This is a genomic window from Bradyrhizobium sp. SEMIA (genome assembly GCF_014844175.1).
Taxonomy (GTDB): Bacteria; Pseudomonadota; Alphaproteobacteria; order Rhizobiales; family Xanthobacteraceae; genus Bradyrhizobium; species Bradyrhizobium arachidis.
Genome location: NZ_CP046601.1, coordinates 7,454,556 through 7,471,438, shown reverse-complemented (window position 1 = coordinate 7,471,438; position 16,883 = coordinate 7,454,556). Strand labels below are relative to the sequence as shown.

Genomic DNA, 16,883 nt, shown 5'->3' with positions numbered 1-16,883 from the left:
AAGCCAACCATCTGTGAACGTGTCCGGCACCGCTGCTAGGTTGGCGAAGGATTGTGAACGACCGGCACAACCCCATCGCGGACGGCTTTAGCGCAGGAGAGTGCCGGTTTGGTGCGTATTTGATGTCTGTGTTCCGTATCCGTGCGGTGAAGGCCCCTTGCCGAATGAAGCGTGTTGTTGGGTCTGTCCATATGGACAGCGATAGGCGCAGTGCACAGGTGGAAAGGCTTGAAGTGGTGGACACGGGCCGGCGACGGCGCTGTTCCGAGGACGAGAATCTCAAGATCCTCCTGGAGAGTTTACAGGCGCCGCGCCAAGTCGCGGCAACATGCTGTTTCGCGCTCATTGCTTTTACGATGGCCTCGCTTCGGCCTGAGCCGAAGGATGCCGCTCATCAACCTTACTTCGTACCGGCGATGGTGGTCGCGCAATCAGCGCCGGCGCCTTGTCCAGCCGCGCCGGCAAGCAGCGGCAGATTGATCGAGATCGAGTTTGCTGCCGGGGTTCGGATGCGGATCACGGCTACGGTCGACGCGGCAATGCTGTAGGCCGTGGTCGCGCACTGGCCGATGGACGACAGTGATGATCCCCACTGCGTCGGGCGTGCGGGTGTGGATGCGACCGGCCACACCGATAAGGGTCGCGGCATGAACTCGCTGGCTTTGCTGGTGCAGGAGGCGTTCACGCGCGAGACCCGCACGGCGGCGACCTCTATGTGGTCCGTGGCAATCGGCAAGCTGGTCAAGATCCTTTGGCACCATTGCACTTTCTACGAAGTGCTGAGGATCCACCTAAGTGAGTTCAACGTTATGGACGTCGCTTTCGTCGCATCAGCTTAGGCCTGACGACGTTTTTACGCGCCGCATACGTCAATGCGCAGTAATCCGGCGACGGGCATCGAATAGCCTGCGGGCACGTCACTGGGTTCACAGGACAACCAGGGTCGCGCCGAGCGCAATGACAAGCATGCGCGTGCACAGATTGGCTTCACGGCTCGCCGGCGCTGTGACAGCGTTGCTTGCCGGCAGCGCGGCGACAAATTCCGCCAACTGCCCGCGGCAGTATGCGCTCGGCACATCGCGCGTGCTCGCTGTCGATGCGAAGACCTATCCGCGCGTGGGGCTGGGAAGCTTTCCGAAAACCCTTCCTCTGGCGGACCATGAGGTCGTCCTCACCTTCGATGACGGGCCACGGCCCCCGAATACAGAAAAGGTGCTGACGGCGCTCGCGCAGGAATGCGTGCGGGCCACGTTCTTCCTGGTCGGCAGGTCCTCCGCAGCATTCCCCGAGCTCGTCCGGCGCATTGCCACCCAGGGGCACACCGTTGCGCACCATAGCTGGTCGCATCCCATGATGTCGAAGATTCCGCTCGAACAGGCTAGGGAAGATATCGATCGAGGCATTGCGGCCGATGAACTGGCGCTCAACGGCATCTCGATCAAAACTCGCTCGACACACTTCTTTCGGTTTCCCTATTTCGACTCGCCCCCTGCGGCGCTCGACCACTTGAAGTCACGCGGGATCGCCGTGTTCGGTGCCGACCTTTGGGCGAGCGATTGGGAAAATATAACCCCAGATCAAGAACTACGGAATCTGATCGAGCGGCTAACGACCGCGAGAAAGGGAATCATACTGCTGCACGACGCCCAGGCTCGAACGGCCGCCATGATGCCAGCGTTCTTGCGCTACCTGCACGAAAACGAATATCGGATCGTACATCTGGTTCCGGCTGCCCCGGCCGTGACCAACGCTAAACCCCCTTAATGCCCGCATGGTCGACCGAACGATTCGCACCTTGTCGCGCGGACCGCGGGGGCGTGAACAAAGCAGACTAGATAGTCGGGGTGAAAGATCACGCCGACTTAGGTCAATCGGGGCGAGCCGCGAGCTTCTGCTCACCATTTTCTACTTGCGAACGGCGCGGCAGAACTTGAAAAGAGCTACACCGACTTCGCGACGAATCCGATCGGCGCCTTGGACATTGAGGCGATGCCTTTGCTCCTGCGCGCCGACGGCGTCGACCACGACCCTGGCGATCTGCATCAACCCCACCATGGTCATTCGCCGCAGTGTCGCGCATTTCTGCGAGCTCTTGCATTCCTGTTTGCAACACTTCCCCTGGATGCAGGCGTGGATATCGGAGTTTTCGTCAATCCTCCGACGAGGCTTCAACTGGGACAGCGAAACCTACCTTTACGCGGTCTACGACGACCATTGTCTTGACCGCCTTGATGTTTGGGTTCGTATAGAAGAACCGCCTGGTGAACTGCTCATAGTCCTCCATGGTGGGCGCAGTAATGTATAAAAGGAAGTCCGCGTCGCCAGTAACGTAGAATCCATTCACGACTTCAGCAGACGATTTGATGGCCTTCTTGAACTTATCGACTATTTCCGAACTTTCCCGCTCCAGGCTTACCAGCAGTAGCATTTGAATGGGTCTGCCAACCGCCTTAGGCGAAACGATCGAGATGTCGGCCTCGATGATGCCTTCTGAGCGGAGTCGCTTCAGTCGTCGCTGACACGCGGTAGCGGAAAGTCCGACCATTTCGCCAATGACATCGGAAGTCAGTCGGTTGTTCTTTTGCACGATCTCGAGGATGCGGGCGTCTATTCGATCGTATCGCATAGTTGCTACCACCGAGGTGAACCTCATCGATAAATGCCACAGGTATGCAGAAAATCGACCGAATAATAAAGAAATGCAACGGTTTTCGACACGTCGCCTGCTTTCCGGACCCAAGAGTAGTCGTCGCGGGCCGCTCCAAGGAAGCCCGTCTTGGTCCCGCTGAAGTTGTGATCGTCAGAATCATCTCGGGATTGAGCACGCCAAGAGAGGACTTAAGCCGCGAGCCGGTTACCGATAAGCGCTGTTCGGTGGCCATCTACCAGGTGACGAGGTGATCTGCGAGTCTACGGTTCGGGGTTGGACCGTTAGGCTTAGCTCGGTAGCGCCACGGTATGGATTGTCGCCGCAGCAGTTGTTCGACTGGCGCCGCAGTTGCGAGCAGCAGCGCGCGGTCATTTCGAAGCAGAAGAATGGTTCGTGCCGGCGGCGGTGGATGCCGTAGTGCCGGCGGCCGCTCTTGGACGCGAGAGCAAAGCGGTGCGCTGCAAGGCCAAGGCTGGGGTCATCGAGATCGAAGGTGACGGCATCACGATCCGGGCCGGGCGTGGTGCGGACCCGACGATGATTGCGTGAATCATCCAAGCGCTGAAGGTGAGCTGGTGATCGGCCCGTCGGGTGCGGTCCGGTGATGGTGACGACCAAATCGGTAGACTTCCACCAGGAACTGAAGGGGATTGCTACCCCGGTGCGCAGAGCATGGAGGCAAATCCGTTCCCGGAGCTGTCTAGGTGTTCCGGGCCAGCGGGCCGCTGGTGTTCGGGACCGGAGCGAGCCCCGTGTTTGTTCGTCAAGCGACTCGGGGATGGGACTTACGCGACCGAGATCGAGGACGGCGTAGTGCCTGTCGGCGGCGCAATCGTCGGGATTGCCCGAAGGCCTCGACTGGTGGCGTGTCCACGAGGGACTAGAGATGCCAGCGCCAAAACAGCTGGATAGTTGTTGGCGGCGCTGCGGCGAAGTGAAACAGCAGCGCCGAACGCGTCGCCAGATGGCGGCGAATATCCTCTGAAGGGATGTTAGCGACGCCCTGCCTGACGATCCCGAGACGCGCAAAGCGATGCTGCTTGCCCAGGGTGCGAGAGCGAACGACCGCGTCAGAATCAAGGAATTGCAGCGGCATCGGTTTGGCCGGCGACAGAGACGCTGCCTGACGATCAGATGCTGCTGGGCCTGCAAGACGTCGAGCAGGTGGCAGCGTACAGCGAGACGGCGCAGCACGTCAGCGCAGCTGAAGGCCGTGAGGTACAAGCGCCTTAGGCGCCGCGGCAACCGTGACGCCTTGCCGACGCACGTGCCACGGATCGAGGTCGTCGTCGATATCGAGACAAGACCTTGTCCCTGCTGCCAGGGCGAGTTACATCGGCTTGGGGAGGATAGAAGCGAGCGGCTGGGCCTAGTCCGGGCGCAGTTCCGGATCGTACTAGTGACGCGGCATCCCAAATACGCCTGCCGTGCTTGCGAAGACAGTGTCATGCACGGCACCGGCTCCGACACGGTTGATGAAGCGGACTGCCGACCGAAGCCACACCCAAGTTCTGGTGACTAAATATACCGATCACCTGCCGCTCTGTCCGCAGGTGCAGATTTAACGCCCGCAGGGGTATTGAGCTCGATCGTTCGACCCAGGCGGACTTGGGGGGGGGCAGGCAGCCTTCCATCTGCGTCCGTTACATGAGCGCCTCCTTGGCAAGCTCAAGTAACGGCCGAAGCTGTTCGCCGACCAGACGACGATGCCAGTGCTCGATCGCGTGCCAAGACCGGTCAGCTCTGGGTCCATGCGGGCACGACCGGCCACGGGTCGGCGTCGATCCGCCGGGCGTCGACTATGTCTTGCCCCCCGATCGCCTGAACGCGGACCACTTAAGTGGCGCGGTCCGCCAGAGTGAGCTTAGCCAATGGTCCCGAGCGCCACCATGGTGCAGACGGCGACCGGCCGAAGTTCCCCGCGCGCTCCACTTGCCGCGCCGTTCTTTAGCTTCAATCACTTGGCTCGCATTGCTTCAAGGACAGCCGCTCAATGGAACAACTGCGTGCGGAGCTTCCTAAGCCCTCAGTCAAAGTCTGCTTTGTACTCAGTGGGACGCATTAAGCCAGTGCGATCCGCAAACCATTTCTGCTCGGCCTGCCGCCGAGCCGTGAAACGATTCACGCATTTCCTGGAGCAACGGTAGGTCGCCAAGAGTAGTGGCGGATCCGCCCGAACTCTCCGCCGCAGACGCCACAGCGCTTTACTGTACCATGCGGGGTACTACGAGAGCTGTTGCGGATTCTCGCCCTCCTGCTGATGCCATGCGGATAGTCGCCGCGCATCGCCGTGGCGCCGCACGTCGCCCGCACGTCACGTGCGGCGTCGGCACTCCAAGACCCACTGCATGAACTGACACCGGCGCAACAGTTGACTCTGGTGTGCGCCTGCAGGGCGAAGGGGCACGCTGCATCCGTGCCTCGCCAGGCAGCTTTGACGTTCAACTACACCGATATTGCAATCCTAGTTGATGCGTGATTCGCCCTTTGTCGCCGTAATCCTGCGTCTATCTCGGATCAGTCGACGAAATTCGACTCGTCTAGCAGCGGCTGCGCATAGCTGCGATCGCCACGAATTTCTGAGACCGCTTTTTTGCTCGGCCCGTCGGGATGGATGGGACGCGGCCAGAATACTCCGCGAGCAGGCGAGAACATTGACGTGTCATTCTGAGCTGCTTGAATGCCGCCCAGGGAGCGGTCTCGCTGGGACTTTGGTTGTGAGCTTGCCTTGACCAGCAGTTCGCAGACATCACCGTGCGCATCGAATCTCCTTTTACGACAGGAGGAACACATGAAATACCCGATTGGACTACTCCTTGCCGGGTTACTCCTCGGTCCAGCGCTGGCTCAGAAAACTCAGCGAGAACCTATGCTGATTGAGCAGATACGGCCCGGAGTGACCTACGAGGATTGCGTCACCCGGTGCCAAAAGTGCGGAAGCGGCAAGAATCCGTACTGCATCAAGAATTTCTGCACCGGTTATCCTCACCGAAAGCCCGGCGCGGCACCGTTGCCAGTGGTCTGCCCACAGTACTCATAGGCCCATCACAGTTGAGAGCCTCCTTAATTCGGGGAATGTCGCCCCTTGGCCGTCGATCTTGAGATTGATCGACTGGGCTTCTGAAGGACATCGTAATGAGCCTATGGATCGACAAGACTGATTGCAGTCTCCCTGTATATCGGCCGATCGCAATACCAAAGCGCTACATCGAACGAAGCGTATCCAATTTCTCGTCGAGCCAGCAGTGCGGCGTCCGTGTCGTCGTTTTGACGAGTGTTGCGCTATCGGCCGTGCGTCCCGTCGACGATATGCTCGCATTGCTTCTCGAAGGATCACCTCGATCGCAATCTCACTGGACCGTTCGGCTCGGCCGGCTCTGTAGGATGCGCGGGCATCCGCTCGCACCCTTAGTGTCTCCTTCATGGCTTTGCGCCAACTCATTCGGCTACGGCCTTTAGGCACACATTATCGATCAGCCGGGCCCCGCCGAAGTGGGCCAACGCAAAGAGCCGCGGAGACGCGTGAGAGCGGCGGGTTTCAGAGTGTCGGCATCGACTAATTAGCTCCACGTGCTGCAGCAGATGGAGATCCAATGAGGCCAGGCAATTGTCACGAGAGTGTTGACATTGCGCTCGCCTGCCTGGAATTCGGCTTCTGCAGCGAACAGAGCGCGGCTAATGGCAGGAGCGCGCTGCTGCTGTCGTCGTCTAGATATCAATTGCGCTTGCTCATCGCGAGACCGTCCGGTCGGGCGAAAACCAGCGGAGTAGCGTCCGAGCAGCGCGTGCCCATGGACGTGAACAAATCTGGGACGACGGCCTTCCGTCAAGCCCAGCGCGCAATGCGGCCCGATGTTTAGCCCCCGCCTCATCTATCGTCATAGGGCAGTCACACGCCAGCCCCTCGCTCATCAAGGCTCCACGGATATGGAAGGCAGCTTTCCACTTGGCTGCGGCTGTTACGATTTCTTCCCAATAATGGTCTTCAAGGCAACGTTGTCCAGCAGGGCGTCGGCCAAGAACCGCCTCAGCAACTTCAGTCGCTTGGTCTCCGACACCTCCATCGCGCTGTAATTTGCCTTTCATTTGTGGATGCTGGTGCGGCTTGTTAGTTAGATTCTCGGCTGGTCCGAGCAGCCGGTACTGCACTGCGCCGAGAGCTCTCCATGGCTGCGGTCGGCGAGCACGCGGCGATCCGCGCGCTTATCTTTCGGACCTCTTCCTAAAAACTCCCGCTCGACGATCAACTGGCCGATCTTGTCGTGCAGCTTCACAATGTCGCGCGCGCGCCCGGCTGCGCCGTCGCCGATGCCGCTCTCGAACGCCCGCGCCGCCTGATCCGAAGCTGCTTCTTCCAAACGGAAATCTGGTTCGGGTGTAACTGATAGCGCTCCGCCAGATCGGCCACCGTCCCGTGCTTCCGCAGCGCCTCCAGCGCGATATTCGCCTTCAGCGCCGCGTCTATCTTCCGCCTCGTCCTCTGCGTTATTCTCCGCTCGGTCGGTTGCGACGGAACGGCCCAAAAGCCAATTAGTCAAACGATCCGATTCAGGTCCACATCAGTCAGAAGGTCATGCCGATGGTTCACCGCGCACAGCGGCAGAATGGCGAGATTAAGTGGACAGCGGCAAGGGTGCTCTCGCGCTGGCTCAGCCTCTGGCCGGGGACGGCCGTTGCACCGATTTCCCTGACGATGTTGCGCGCTCGCGAAACCCGCCCAGCTTCCACTAGCCAGGCACTGTGTAGACGTTTGGCGAGCAACTCACGCCGCGCAAATTCTCTACCAGTAAACCGTCCCTCGGAGATGGCCGACCAGAGGGCAAGATGATGGTGTCATTCCCAGGTGCATCGCTCTCCTCGGAAACTCGACGCGTGTCGCGCATCGGGCCAACAGACAGCGGATTTGACCGGCCAGCCGCCGTGCAGGCCCAATCCCCACTGAGTCTCTCTCGATCAGCCTAAGGCAACATAACGTTGCGGCCAGGTCATTGCAAATCGCTTTAACGTTCCGTTCAGTCGATGAACTTAACGCTATGAGGATAAGCGGACACATTGATATAGCGATGCGTTATTTCCTCATCAACGGCAATGTCCTGTATCGCCACAATGCTCACCCACGTGCCGGACTCTCTATCAGCCCAAACTCTTTGTGCATTTGGGTTCGCGGAATGGTTCATTAGCGAACTCAAACCGAACACAATGTACCCCGACAGAGGCCCGGTTTTATTGCTTTCGTGCCGCACGAAGTAGTACTCCAAGACTCCCGTACGGTCTAACAGCTTGGCCGCAGCATGATCAAATCCCCAAGTAGGAGCGCGATCGATCACATCTCCGGTTTTGAACGCAATGTTTGCAAATACGCCGCGGCCTTTTCGTGGCACAGTTTTGACGTACAGCGCGTTACTGCGATCAAAGACCTTTTCTCCCATGGAGTGTGCCTTACTAGTTTTGAACATTGATCTTCCCTTCGTTCCATTCCTCGCGGCAGGTCGTATTTCGGCGACGGACCCGTGATCTCGGACGAAACTTGCGCCATTCAGTCAACGTTCTTCGTCGACGAGTGCTTCACGTCGAGAGTGAAGAATAGATTATTATCCAGCGTCGGAGACCCACCCAAGGAGGATAGCTCCCAATATGCGTAGGTGACTTCGTTGCGTCGAGAGATAAGGGATAAGTCACCGGCAGGACTTAGTCCTGGGCAACACGGCTGAGGTGAGCGGCCAGCTCTTCTCGGAGCTAGGTGAGGCATGAACTCTCTTCCGACTGACTGGACACCTGAAGCGGGCGCGTTGAACCCGGAGGTGACGAATGGAACGTCGGAATCGGCCGTTTACCGAGGAGCTAAGCGGAAGGTGGCCGGCTCGTCCTTTCGAGCGGCGGCTCGGGTACATGCGTCGTCAACGCACTGTGCTGCCGGATTTCGTGTTTGCCAGTGCTTGGAGAGGCCGAGGCTGGAGCCGTTGTCGCGCAATGCGGCGTCCCACAACTCAGTGCGCCCTTCTGCACGTTCAATAGAACCTGGTCGTTCGGCAATTTGACGGTCGACGCCGCAGTATTGAGCAATAAAGTGGCTAACTTGGTCCGAAGGCTAACCAAGCCACTTACCAAAGGACCAACAGCTCAACAGCTCCTCTTTTGCTATTAGGACACCACTCTATGGAATGCTCGGCGTCGATCTCACGGGATCAACGGATTATGACCGGCGCTCGCATTGAAGCTGGTCGACGAATGCAGCTCAGATGAAAGCGTGGTCAAGCCCCAAGCACTTTTACTCCTGGCTCTCACCGCACGAGACCACAAATTCTCTGGCTTCAGGGCATTATCTTCGCGGACGGCGGGTTCTCCAGTCGGGCAACCGCACGGTTTTGACAGCAACGACAGTTGGCGCAGGGATAGGAGCCTCGGACCATTCTATCGCCGACCATCCTCACGCGGGCGGCACACGGCATAGCTATACGGATCCAGGAGCCGATAACTGTGATCGTGATCGCTTCGTCGCGAATTTGCAGCGGCAGCCAAGGCCCGGCTTCGCATGGCAGTCCGCTCGTGAAGAACGCCTATCCGGCTGCTAGTACCGCGATCGTTTCTGAGGTGGTTGATCGCGATCTTTGCCGGCTTCCGGACACGAGCCTTTCGTTTCGTCGAGGATCAGAATCCGGTACGGCTGATGTTGAGTTCTCGCCGACCCGGTGTTGCGCTTGCCGGAGCCCCCGGGTGAGCCCGCCGAGTGCCCTTGCTATGCTCCAGCATGTTGGCCGATCGGCCCCAAGTCGACAAAGCCGCTCTTAACACAACATTGATCGAAGGAAGCAACGGTAGACTCGCTCCGAAGAAGCTATTGTCGTACGCGTTAAGTTGAAGGCGGGAGCGTTCCGACTCCCAGAGTCACTGAACGAGGATGCGGCTCAGAATGCTCGCCGGCGACGTCCTCTGCGCATGTCGGTGGATCGTCGTGATCATCAGGCCAGCATATGCTCGGAGCCACGCGTTTCAATGTGGCTACGCGCTACGGCACATGAGGAGACTTCTGCGACATGGATTTTTGGCAGCGGCCTTGCTCACCAGGTGCAAGGGCAGTGGAACAGCTTTGCGAAAGTGGACCGGGCTTGCAAGCAGACGACCTTGAGGCAGAAACGTGACGAATAGCCTTCCTGCGTGATAAAGCTTCAGAGTCGTCTACCGTGCTGCGACGGCATTGCAACAAGCGAGGGGTCCGTGCGGCGACGCGATCCAATTGATGCCGGACATTCGATAGATAGCCCCCTCGTCGCCACAATATTAAACAGCACGAGTGCCGGCAGAGCCGTCCGTTCGTGCAAGCCCGACTTCACGTCCACCAGAGAACCACATCAGGGCTCGCAAACCCAAAAAAACAGTTCAGCAGAAGGCGAGGCTTCCCATTGCCTGATTGTCGGGTCACCCCATGAACGTAGCCGCCGTCGATGAGTGCGATATCTCCTGCTTTGAGCTGAAAATCGTGATAAGGAAGATCCTCAAGATAAGCTGTCGAAAAGGGATAGCCTGTCGTCTCCAGGCCTTGCAATTTTCGGTCACTCTCTGTCGGTTTGTGGCTCCAGATGCGCAGATTGCCACCTTCATCGGGCATGCTGGGGTAGAAGTTTAGCGCTACAACCGTTTTGTTCGCCACCGGCCGAATCTCGCTATCGGCACATAGAACTTGCGCGACGTCGTCGTGGGGCTCTAAGGAATACATCCCTGCGCCAGACCAGCAGATGGCACGACAAAGATTAGCTTGACCGTGCTCCGAACGAGCCAGCCGCAACTCAACTCCCTGTTTGTGGAGCTCGCGTTTCAGCGCATCGAATAACGCGCGGACCGGATCTACCAGATCTGCAAAAAGGGCTTTCACGAAAGGACGCGCACTTTCCGCCTCGGCAAAATAGGTGGCTGCATTCCTGCGGTAGTGCGATGCGCCGACATATCGGCCCGGAACGCCATCTTTGCGCTCCTCGAGACCGGGGTTTCGATTAAAGTTCGTCGTAATCTCCTCGGCCAGCTCGGGACTGAATGCCTTTTTGATGTGCAGGCCGGTGATCTCACCCCTTAGGACCGAGATGATCTCCCCAAGTTTGATGGAGCCGCTTCGTTCCTTGGTCGTGAGAAGCGAGATCGCTGGTACTTGAGACAGCTGGACAGTTGCCATTTGCCTTACTCCTGTATTGCCTGCTCGAGGATCGTGATGCCACGGTCGAGCTCGTCATCCGAGATTGTTATCGGCGGGAGGACTTTGATGACGTCTCGGTTTGGTCCCGAAGATTCGATCAGCAGTCCGTTTGCGAACGCGATATCGTGTGCGCGGTTGACAATCGCGTGTGAGCGACACTTGAGGCCCGCCATCAGGCCACGACCTCGCTTTTCTTCAATGCAATTCGGGAACTTGGCGACGAGATCATCAAGACGTTTTTGCAGTTTGACAGCTGTCCGCGCGACGCCAGCAGTAAAATTGCTGTCTGACCACATTCTGCACATGGCGCCCGCAGTCACGAAAGCAAGATTGTTGCCTCTGAAGGTGCCGCTATGTTCTCCGGGCTTCCATACGTCTATTTCGGGGCGAATCAAAACAATTGAGAGCGGATTTCCTGAACCGCTCAGGGACTTAGAAAGACAGACGATGTCTGGTTTGATATTTGCGAATTCGAAGGAGAAGAAATCACCTGTTCGGCCTGCTCCTGCTTGGATGTCGTCGACGATGAAAACAATACCGTGGTCACGGCAAATGCGCTGAATATCCGAGAGCCAACGTGCGGATGCAGTGTTCATGCCGCCTTCTGCTTGGATCGTTTCCAGAATGATTGCCGCGGGCTTTTCTATGCCACTCCCGAGATCGCCGAGGACGTAGTCGATGTAACTCGCTGAATCGAACGCGCCGTTTGCATAGCCGTCGTAGGGGACGCGGATCACATCGTGGCGAGCCACACCGCCCAGCTCCCTGGTAGAGGCTGAACCTGACACAGCCAGTGAGCCGAGCGACATTCCGTGGAACGCATTTGTAAACGCCATGACGCTGGAACGGCCGGTATATTTTCGGGCCAGCGCGAGCGCCGCTTCGTTAGCGCTTGTTCCAGTCGGTCCAGGGAATTGCATTTTGTACGAAAGACCCCTCGGCTTCAGGATCGTATCAACAAACACTTCGATAAATTCACGTTTCGCCGTAGTGTGCATATCAAGCGACAAAAGAATGTTCCCGCCCGCGAGATAATCAATTGCCGGTGCAAGGATATTGGGATTGTTGTGCCCGTAGTTGAGTGCGCCGGAGCCCACAAGGAAATCAATATAGCTCTTGCCGCCCTCGTCCCAAATCGTCGCCCCAAGCGCCCTCTTAAAGACGGTGGGAAACGACCGGCTATAGCGACGAACATTAGATTCGTGAGCAGAGAAAACGTCGATATTCATCTTGCGGATCCGTGTGCATGCATCTCATTGAACGAAATGGACTGAACACGTTCCGTTTGCCACAAATGTCCAGACTGTAGCGACTGGGTCATCACGATGCATTCCAGACCGTCATTTCGATTCAGCTCCTGGCGAGTATTTATCCAAGAATGTGCGAACAACGAACCTACTAAGGCCGGTAGTTTTGTTGCAGGGGCCCCGCAGGCCAAGATCGCGCGAAACGAACTCGCTGCCGATCGATGCGGATCGTTGCCGGGGAAACCCACTTAAGACCCGAGAGTCCGTCGACTACCGCTGAAGTCACGGCACGTGGAAGGCCACTCTTCGGTTTAAGCGCAAGCACGCGCACGGCTCTCAATATGATTGAGAAGAGATGTGGCACACTTGGCACAGCTGTTCGCCTGGTATTTCTTAAGGGCGGTTCCCCAAGCAGTTTCTAGGTCAAACCCCGGGTACCGGACGTTTCCGACAACAAATTTATGGCTGTCGGGATCACCGATCGCGCAGGAACAGGGATAGAGGTCGCCGTTTGTAGAGAGATAGCCCGAAGCGAAATAACAGTTGCATTCGGTGAATCGAACGTTCAGTGGCTGCTTTGTCACTTCGACGAGAATTGGCGTTAGCAGCTCAAGGCGCGTCGAGCTCTCTGCAGCCATTGCGATTAGTGCCGTCTGAAGTTCTCTAACTTTATCAGCCGAGTCCAAACATTCGTTTTCGTAGTCGAGAGCGGAATCTGCAGCGAACATCGGCATGATTCTGAAGGTGTCGACCCCGATCGATGACAATGCTCGATAGACGTCCAATGCTCCATGGATGTTGTGCCGATTCACAATCATCCTAGCCTGAACCGAGGCCCCGCAATTAACTGCCTCTGCCATCTGCCGGAGTGCCGTTTTGTGAACTCCCCGCTTTGTCTGAACGCGGTCAAGCGCCTGCGCGTTTGCAGCATCAAAACTGAATTGAAAGGCAAGCTTGTCGCGATCGTCGAAGATTGATGCGACATCACGAACTGGAACCTGACCAAGTCCCCCAGTGTTCAGCTGGACGTGAATGCCTCGTCTGTTTGCGGCGTATGCCATAAGGGCTGCAGAGCGCGGAAACACGATTTTGAGAAGCGGCTCACCACCGGTTACGATGACTTTTTCCAACCTATGTCGTTCAACGAGGAGGTCCACGAAATTCGTAATTTCCCTGATAGTCAACTGTGATGGATCCCGGCGTCTCCTGGTTTGATTTCTATCCTGTTCGGGAACGTAGCAGTGTTTGCAATGAAGATTGCAGTAGGAGGATACACTTATTTTGATTTGGCCAAAAACGAGCGGAGGCAAGTTGCTAAACGGCATGAGGTCCTTAAGTTGCTATCTTCCGGGGCTCCAACTTTTCTGAGGGGGAGCAGGATTTATGCCAGGAGGCGAACGAACTGTTGACGGCACAATGTCGCGGCTGAAACAGCTTGTTGAGTTCTATACATCGTTCTTTCGAGCAGAAGCACGCTCACGCCATGGCGATCCAGAAATCGCGAGAAGCCGCCGAGGTCGCGAGCTCTGCACTTCTTGACTGCAAGTCAACACGCTGATTCCGGACGGCCCGGGGATCACGCGCCACAAGGGGCCAGCAGGCCAAAGACGGTGCCGGGTGTAATGCCCCGCTCGTTATAGCCCAGGCCCGGTGAACGAACGCACGCGCCAATGCTTGAGAGCCGCGACGTCGCCGAACACGACCAGAGCGGTCGAAGCGAAAGGAGGAGAGAATCTCATGAGTGTTCCACGCCATTTGACGCTGGGGCAAGATAAAGGCCTTCAAATTGTTTGTTAGGCGCCGCGTGGCAAGCTTGAAATAAAGCAGTTGATCTGCTCCTACCGAATCTGTGACCAGGGTCCCTTGCCATAAGCATCGGTAGCGATGATGCCCACTCGGCATTCTCAGATCCCGTTGCCGCGCCATTCCTCCAGCGCGAACCGGCACCGCTGGGGGCGATGCCTTCGCTCCCAGTGAAGCCCTGATTCCACCCGAGAGCGAGTCGACACAGGCCGCGCACGTAAGCCAACCGCTCTATCGTGCCCGGGGGCTTGTCGAGCAGCGCAGCAGTGTTATTTTCGTCGCCGATCGTGTTGTGCGTCTCGTCCACACTACTGCAGCAACGCGCTTGTCCATTGGCTCTCGATTTCCTGCAGACCCTTGCGTCCAACGGCACAATGCGGAGTACCGTGCGCTCACCTTCGCCTTCCTAGTTTGATCAGCCGTTCACCCAATGGTGAGCCCAGCACTTCTACTAGGATATTGCGCAAGCTCCACATGCCTGCGTTAACCAGCCCGCCCCCGAACCTCCAACCCCTATTTTGCATGCTTCTGGCACAGCGACCTGCGGAACCCCCTGTCGGCAAGATGTAGGGCGGCACCAAGGGTCGCCTGGCCAGCGCTATGCCGAGCGGCACGGTAATTTCTGCGCGCCTGCTCACGGGAGCCACTACGCTTGCCGGTGACGCTGGACTGACCGCGCAACCACTGATGACTGCATTCGATCATTCACCAAATGGAAGCAGCAACACCATTTTCCCGCCAGTCGAGCTCGCACTCGGCTCGCACATGATGCAAATATCCTACCACGTCACTGCGACGTGGCCATTCCTCTGGAGAGCGCGGCTAGCAGACCACCCGCGCTGACCGTATACCGGCCGGACTTTGGTAGTCCCCGCGCTCTGCAGCAGTAATCATCATTGCGCGCCCACCGATCTCATCCCTCCGGCAAGTCGTCCAACCAGCAGGCATCCTCCACGTGCGGCCGGGAAAAGATCCTCCCGATCTTTTCGGGCATCTTATTTTGATGATATCGCATATACACGCGGCCATCATCTCCCAGATCGAGGATCTCGATCTTTCCCGTGTAGTGGGACATGATGTATTTGAATGTCTTCTGGATGCCGCTGAGACGTTGGTTGATGCCGCGCGTAATCTCTAGTCCGCGACGCAATGAAACCTGAAAGTGCGAAGCGCCCCTGACCGGCCTACCCTGAAAAAGATAGTAGGGACGCACTCCGATTTGATGACATTTGGCAAAGGTCGCCGCCAACACCTCGGGATCATCATTGACTTTCGCGAGAAGAACGGACTGATTGAGGAATTGTACGCCCCGTGCGCGCAAGGTCTGAATTTGGCGCACCGCATAGCCCGAAATTTCGCCGATGTGATCGAAGTGTGCGACGATTATTGCAGTCTTACCCGTTTTTTGGATTCGTTGAAACAAGGCCGGTAGAGCAGAATCGTCAAAGCGCTTGGGCTCATAGGCCACCATTTCGTGCCGAATCGAATCGATTCCAAATGTCTGATGGGGAGCAAATGATCAAGAATCTCATTGAGCTTGGCGGTGCTGAGCACGAATGGGTCGCCTCCAGATAGCAGCACGTTCGTCATTTCAGGGTGGTCGCGAATATATTGGGCGACCCTTGCGAAATCGGGTGCAATTTCATCGGACTCCTTGCCGACTAGGCGCTTGCGAAAGCAATAGCGGCAATATGAAGCGCATCGGTCCGTTACAAGCAACAAACCGGTCTGGGGATACTTATGCTGAAGGCCGAGCACGACCGTGTTATCGTGCTCGCCGCTCGTATCCAAACTGCCAGGACTCTCGAACTCCTGAACTGAGGGCTCCACAATGTTTTTAAGCTGCTCGTAATAACCACTGTTGGTAATCTGATTGCGGTAATATTTCGTGACATGATGACGGGTGATGTTGTTGGCTTGCAATTCACTCTCAGTGACGACCCGCGCCCCTTCGATGAATTTCATGACATGCCCGCTAACGGGCAGGGAATTAGCTGCGCTCGTCATTGCTACATCTTGTCCTATCGTGATGAAGTTCATCCTGACCCGCAGGCCATTACTCACCGATGGTACACGGGGAACAATGGATCGAAACCTACCTAACTTGGTGAAGACACTTGGAATTATATGCCGACGAAGCGAGGTCGGCACGTAGCTGCTATCGACAGCAGCGGTGCGTTTCTGAGCTGTGGCGGGATCACTTTTCGCACGCTTTTCGGCGCGTCACCGGTCTCGTTCGACGAGCTGACCTGACGCCAATCACCAACGTTCTCGGTTGTTCCAGTAACGATCAGCTCCGCATTCTTCCGAGCAATAATGCGGCCGATGCTGGCTTCGGACGAAAACGTCGGCGGACACATCCGCTCGCAATACCAACGAGCGAACCGCGGCAGGTAAAGCCTCGTCCCTGCTGTAATGCTCAATAGCGAAGGAGAGCCTCTAACGGGTCCCCCGTTGCGCAGCCGCGCGTGATTTCGGTCGTCAAGGTTACGGTCGAGATAAATCGCGCAGGGTCTCTGAGGATGGCCTACTCGTCCGCGGACAGGAGCAACAGAACTTCGGCTCGCACTTTCCGAACGTCGCAAGTCTTGTCGCTGGTCAGATCCGCTCGACGTGGGCCACTTCGCACGCGTTCCAACCGCTTTCGAGGATCAGTGCGGATAAAGCCCTCGAGTATGTGCGTATCATTGCTGCGGCTTCGATGGGTTCGAGAAGCTGGCTGTGTTCAGCCGCAGAAGGATCGAGCTTTCCCTCTTACAAGGTCGGAGACCGCAATGGTGCGCCGCACCGTGCCTTGTCGGCACGAATGTCAGGCCTGGTGGCCCGACATGTTGCGGCGAGGTCCCGACGATTTTTTCGAGGAGGAGTCCGACCGGTGATCGCGCACAGCCTCCCTGCCACTCATCTTCAACAGCAATACGGTACCCACATTGTCGGTTCGCAACCACTCTCCAAAGGTCCACACTGTGCCTCATGCGAGGACGAGCGAATCTGGGCC

Annotated in this window: 15 protein-coding genes and 1 pseudogene; 5 read left to right on the top strand and 11 right to left on the bottom strand. The window is 57.4% G+C overall.

Annotated features, from left to right (window positions below; genetic code table 11):
• Positions 1-53: 53 nt before the first annotated feature.
• The 3 genes from FOM02_RS35985 to FOM02_RS35975 all read left to right on the top strand — a co-directional run bounded on the left by FOM02_RS35985 (position 54) and on the right by FOM02_RS35975 (position 1,764).
• Entirely contained in the window at positions 54-548 is a 495-nt protein-coding gene (locus FOM02_RS35985; protein WP_265440804.1) for an IS66 family insertion sequence element accessory protein TnpB, read from the top strand.
• 21 nt (positions 549-569) lie between these two features.
• Positions 570-839 carry a hypothetical protein gene (locus FOM02_RS35980; protein ID WP_265440803.1) on the top strand — a complete coding sequence of 90 codons (270 nt, stop codon included), beginning with the start codon at positions 570-572 and terminating at the stop codon, positions 837-839.
• A 118-nt stretch (positions 840-957) separates the two neighbouring features.
• Positions 958-1,764: a polysaccharide deacetylase family protein gene (locus FOM02_RS35975; RefSeq protein WP_416207734.1), complete on the top strand. Its 807-nt coding sequence runs from the start codon at positions 958-960 to the stop codon at positions 1,762-1,764.
• A gap of 141 nt (positions 1,765-1,905) precedes the next feature.
• Here FOM02_RS35975 and FOM02_RS35970 read toward each other — a convergent pair whose 3' ends face one another.
• Both FOM02_RS35970 and FOM02_RS35965 read right to left on the bottom strand, forming a co-directional pair.
• Positions 1,906-2,043 carry a hypothetical protein gene (locus FOM02_RS35970; protein WP_265440801.1) on the bottom strand — a complete coding sequence of 46 codons (138 nt, stop codon included), beginning with the start codon at positions 2,041-2,043 and terminating at the stop codon, positions 1,906-1,908.
• 106 nt (positions 2,044-2,149) lie between these two features.
• Complete coding sequence (locus FOM02_RS35965) at positions 2,150-2,626, bottom strand: Lrp/AsnC family transcriptional regulator (protein ID WP_071917732.1); 477 nt, start codon at positions 2,624-2,626, stop codon at positions 2,150-2,152.
• 372 nt (positions 2,627-2,998) lie between these two features.
• Between FOM02_RS35965 and FOM02_RS35960 the strand changes: the two genes are divergently transcribed.
• Positions 2,999-3,199, top strand: coding sequence for a hypothetical protein (locus tag FOM02_RS35960; protein WP_265440800.1), 201 nt, complete (start codon positions 2,999-3,001; stop codon positions 3,197-3,199).
• Between the two features lie 331 nt (positions 3,200-3,530).
• Here the strand turns inward: FOM02_RS35960 and FOM02_RS35955 are convergent, their stop codons facing one another.
• The gene (locus tag FOM02_RS35955) at positions 3,531-3,746 is read right to left on the bottom strand and encodes a hypothetical protein (RefSeq protein ID WP_265442299.1); all 216 of its coding nucleotides are present in this window, start codon (positions 3,744-3,746) and stop codon (positions 3,531-3,533) included.
• Here FOM02_RS35955 and FOM02_RS35950 point away from each other — a divergent pair.
• Positions 3,684-4,471: pseudogene (locus tag FOM02_RS35950) on the top strand (IS66 family transposase); the annotation flags it as partial. The gene FOM02_RS35955 and the pseudogene FOM02_RS35950 overlap by 63 nt on opposite strands.
• 2,291 nt (positions 4,472-6,762) lie before the next feature.
• Here FOM02_RS35950 and FOM02_RS35940 read toward each other — a convergent pair.
• From FOM02_RS35940 to FOM02_RS35910, 8 genes are all read right to left on the bottom strand, one after another.
• Positions 6,763-7,008: a hypothetical protein gene (locus FOM02_RS35940; protein ID WP_265440799.1), complete on the bottom strand. Its 246-nt coding sequence runs from the start codon at positions 7,006-7,008 to the stop codon at positions 6,763-6,765.
• Positions 6,921-7,103, bottom strand: coding sequence for a hypothetical protein (locus tag FOM02_RS47350; RefSeq protein ID WP_416207797.1), 183 nt, complete (start codon positions 7,101-7,103; stop codon positions 6,921-6,923). The genes FOM02_RS35940 and FOM02_RS47350 overlap by 88 nt, the downstream gene beginning before the upstream one ends.
• Before the next feature lie 559 nt (positions 7,104-7,662).
• Positions 7,663-8,079: an SET domain-containing protein-lysine N-methyltransferase gene (locus FOM02_RS35935; RefSeq protein ID WP_265440798.1), complete on the bottom strand. Its 417-nt coding sequence runs from the start codon at positions 8,077-8,079 to the stop codon at positions 7,663-7,665.
• Between the two features lie 1,898 nt (positions 8,080-9,977).
• Positions 9,978-10,814 (bottom strand): hypothetical protein, encoded by an 837-nt coding sequence (locus tag FOM02_RS35930; protein ID WP_265440797.1) that lies wholly within the window; start codon positions 10,812-10,814, stop codon positions 9,978-9,980.
• A gap of 5 nt (positions 10,815-10,819) precedes the next feature.
• On the bottom strand, positions 10,820-12,064 hold the full coding sequence (gene ectB, locus FOM02_RS35925; RefSeq protein ID WP_265440796.1) for a diaminobutyrate--2-oxoglutarate transaminase: 1,245 nt from the start codon (positions 12,062-12,064) through the stop codon (positions 10,820-10,822).
• Between the two features lie 329 nt (positions 12,065-12,393).
• Complete coding sequence (locus FOM02_RS35920; RefSeq protein ID WP_265440795.1) at positions 12,394-13,407, bottom strand: radical SAM protein; 1,014 nt, start codon at positions 13,405-13,407, stop codon at positions 12,394-12,396.
• A gap of 1,391 nt (positions 13,408-14,798) precedes the next feature.
• Positions 14,799-15,308, bottom strand: coding sequence for a hypothetical protein (locus FOM02_RS35915; RefSeq protein WP_265440794.1), 510 nt, complete (start codon positions 15,306-15,308; stop codon positions 14,799-14,801).
• Positions 15,269-15,925, bottom strand: coding sequence for a hypothetical protein (locus FOM02_RS35910; RefSeq protein ID WP_265440793.1), 657 nt, complete (start codon positions 15,923-15,925; stop codon positions 15,269-15,271). The genes FOM02_RS35915 and FOM02_RS35910 overlap by 40 nt, the downstream gene beginning before the upstream one ends.
• Positions 15,926-16,883 lie beyond the last annotated feature (958 nt).

Coding starts and splice junctions, on each gene's coding strand:
- FOM02_RS35980 (WP_265440803.1), top strand. CDS start 570: ATGGACGACAGTGATGATCCCCACTGCGTCGGGCGTGCGGGTGTGGAT.
- FOM02_RS35975 (WP_416207734.1), top strand. CDS start 958: ATGACAAGCATGCGCGTGCACAGATTGGCTTCACGGCTCGCCGGCGCT.
- FOM02_RS35970 (WP_265440801.1), bottom strand. CDS start 2,043: ATGCAGATCGCCAGGGTCGTGGTCGACGCCGTCGGCGCGCAGGAGCAA.
- FOM02_RS35965 (WP_071917732.1), bottom strand. CDS start 2,626: ATGCGATACGATCGAATAGACGCCCGCATCCTCGAGATCGTGCAAAAG.
- FOM02_RS35955 (WP_265442299.1), bottom strand. CDS start 3,746: ATGCCGCTGCAATTCCTTGATTCTGACGCGGTCGTTCGCTCTCGCACC.
- FOM02_RS35935 (WP_265440798.1), bottom strand. CDS start 8,079: ATGGGAGAAAAGGTCTTTGATCGCAGTAACGCGCTGTACGTCAAAACT.
- FOM02_RS35930 (WP_265440797.1), bottom strand. CDS start 10,814: ATGGCAACTGTCCAGCTGTCTCAAGTACCAGCGATCTCGCTTCTCACG.
- ectB (WP_265440796.1), bottom strand. CDS start 12,064: ATGAATATCGACGTTTTCTCTGCTCACGAATCTAATGTTCGTCGCTAT.
- FOM02_RS35920 (WP_265440795.1), bottom strand. CDS start 13,407: ATGCCGTTTAGCAACTTGCCTCCGCTCGTTTTTGGCCAAATCAAAATA.
- FOM02_RS35910 (WP_265440793.1), bottom strand. CDS start 15,925: ATGAACTTCATCACGATAGGACAAGATGTAGCAATGACGAGCGCAGCT.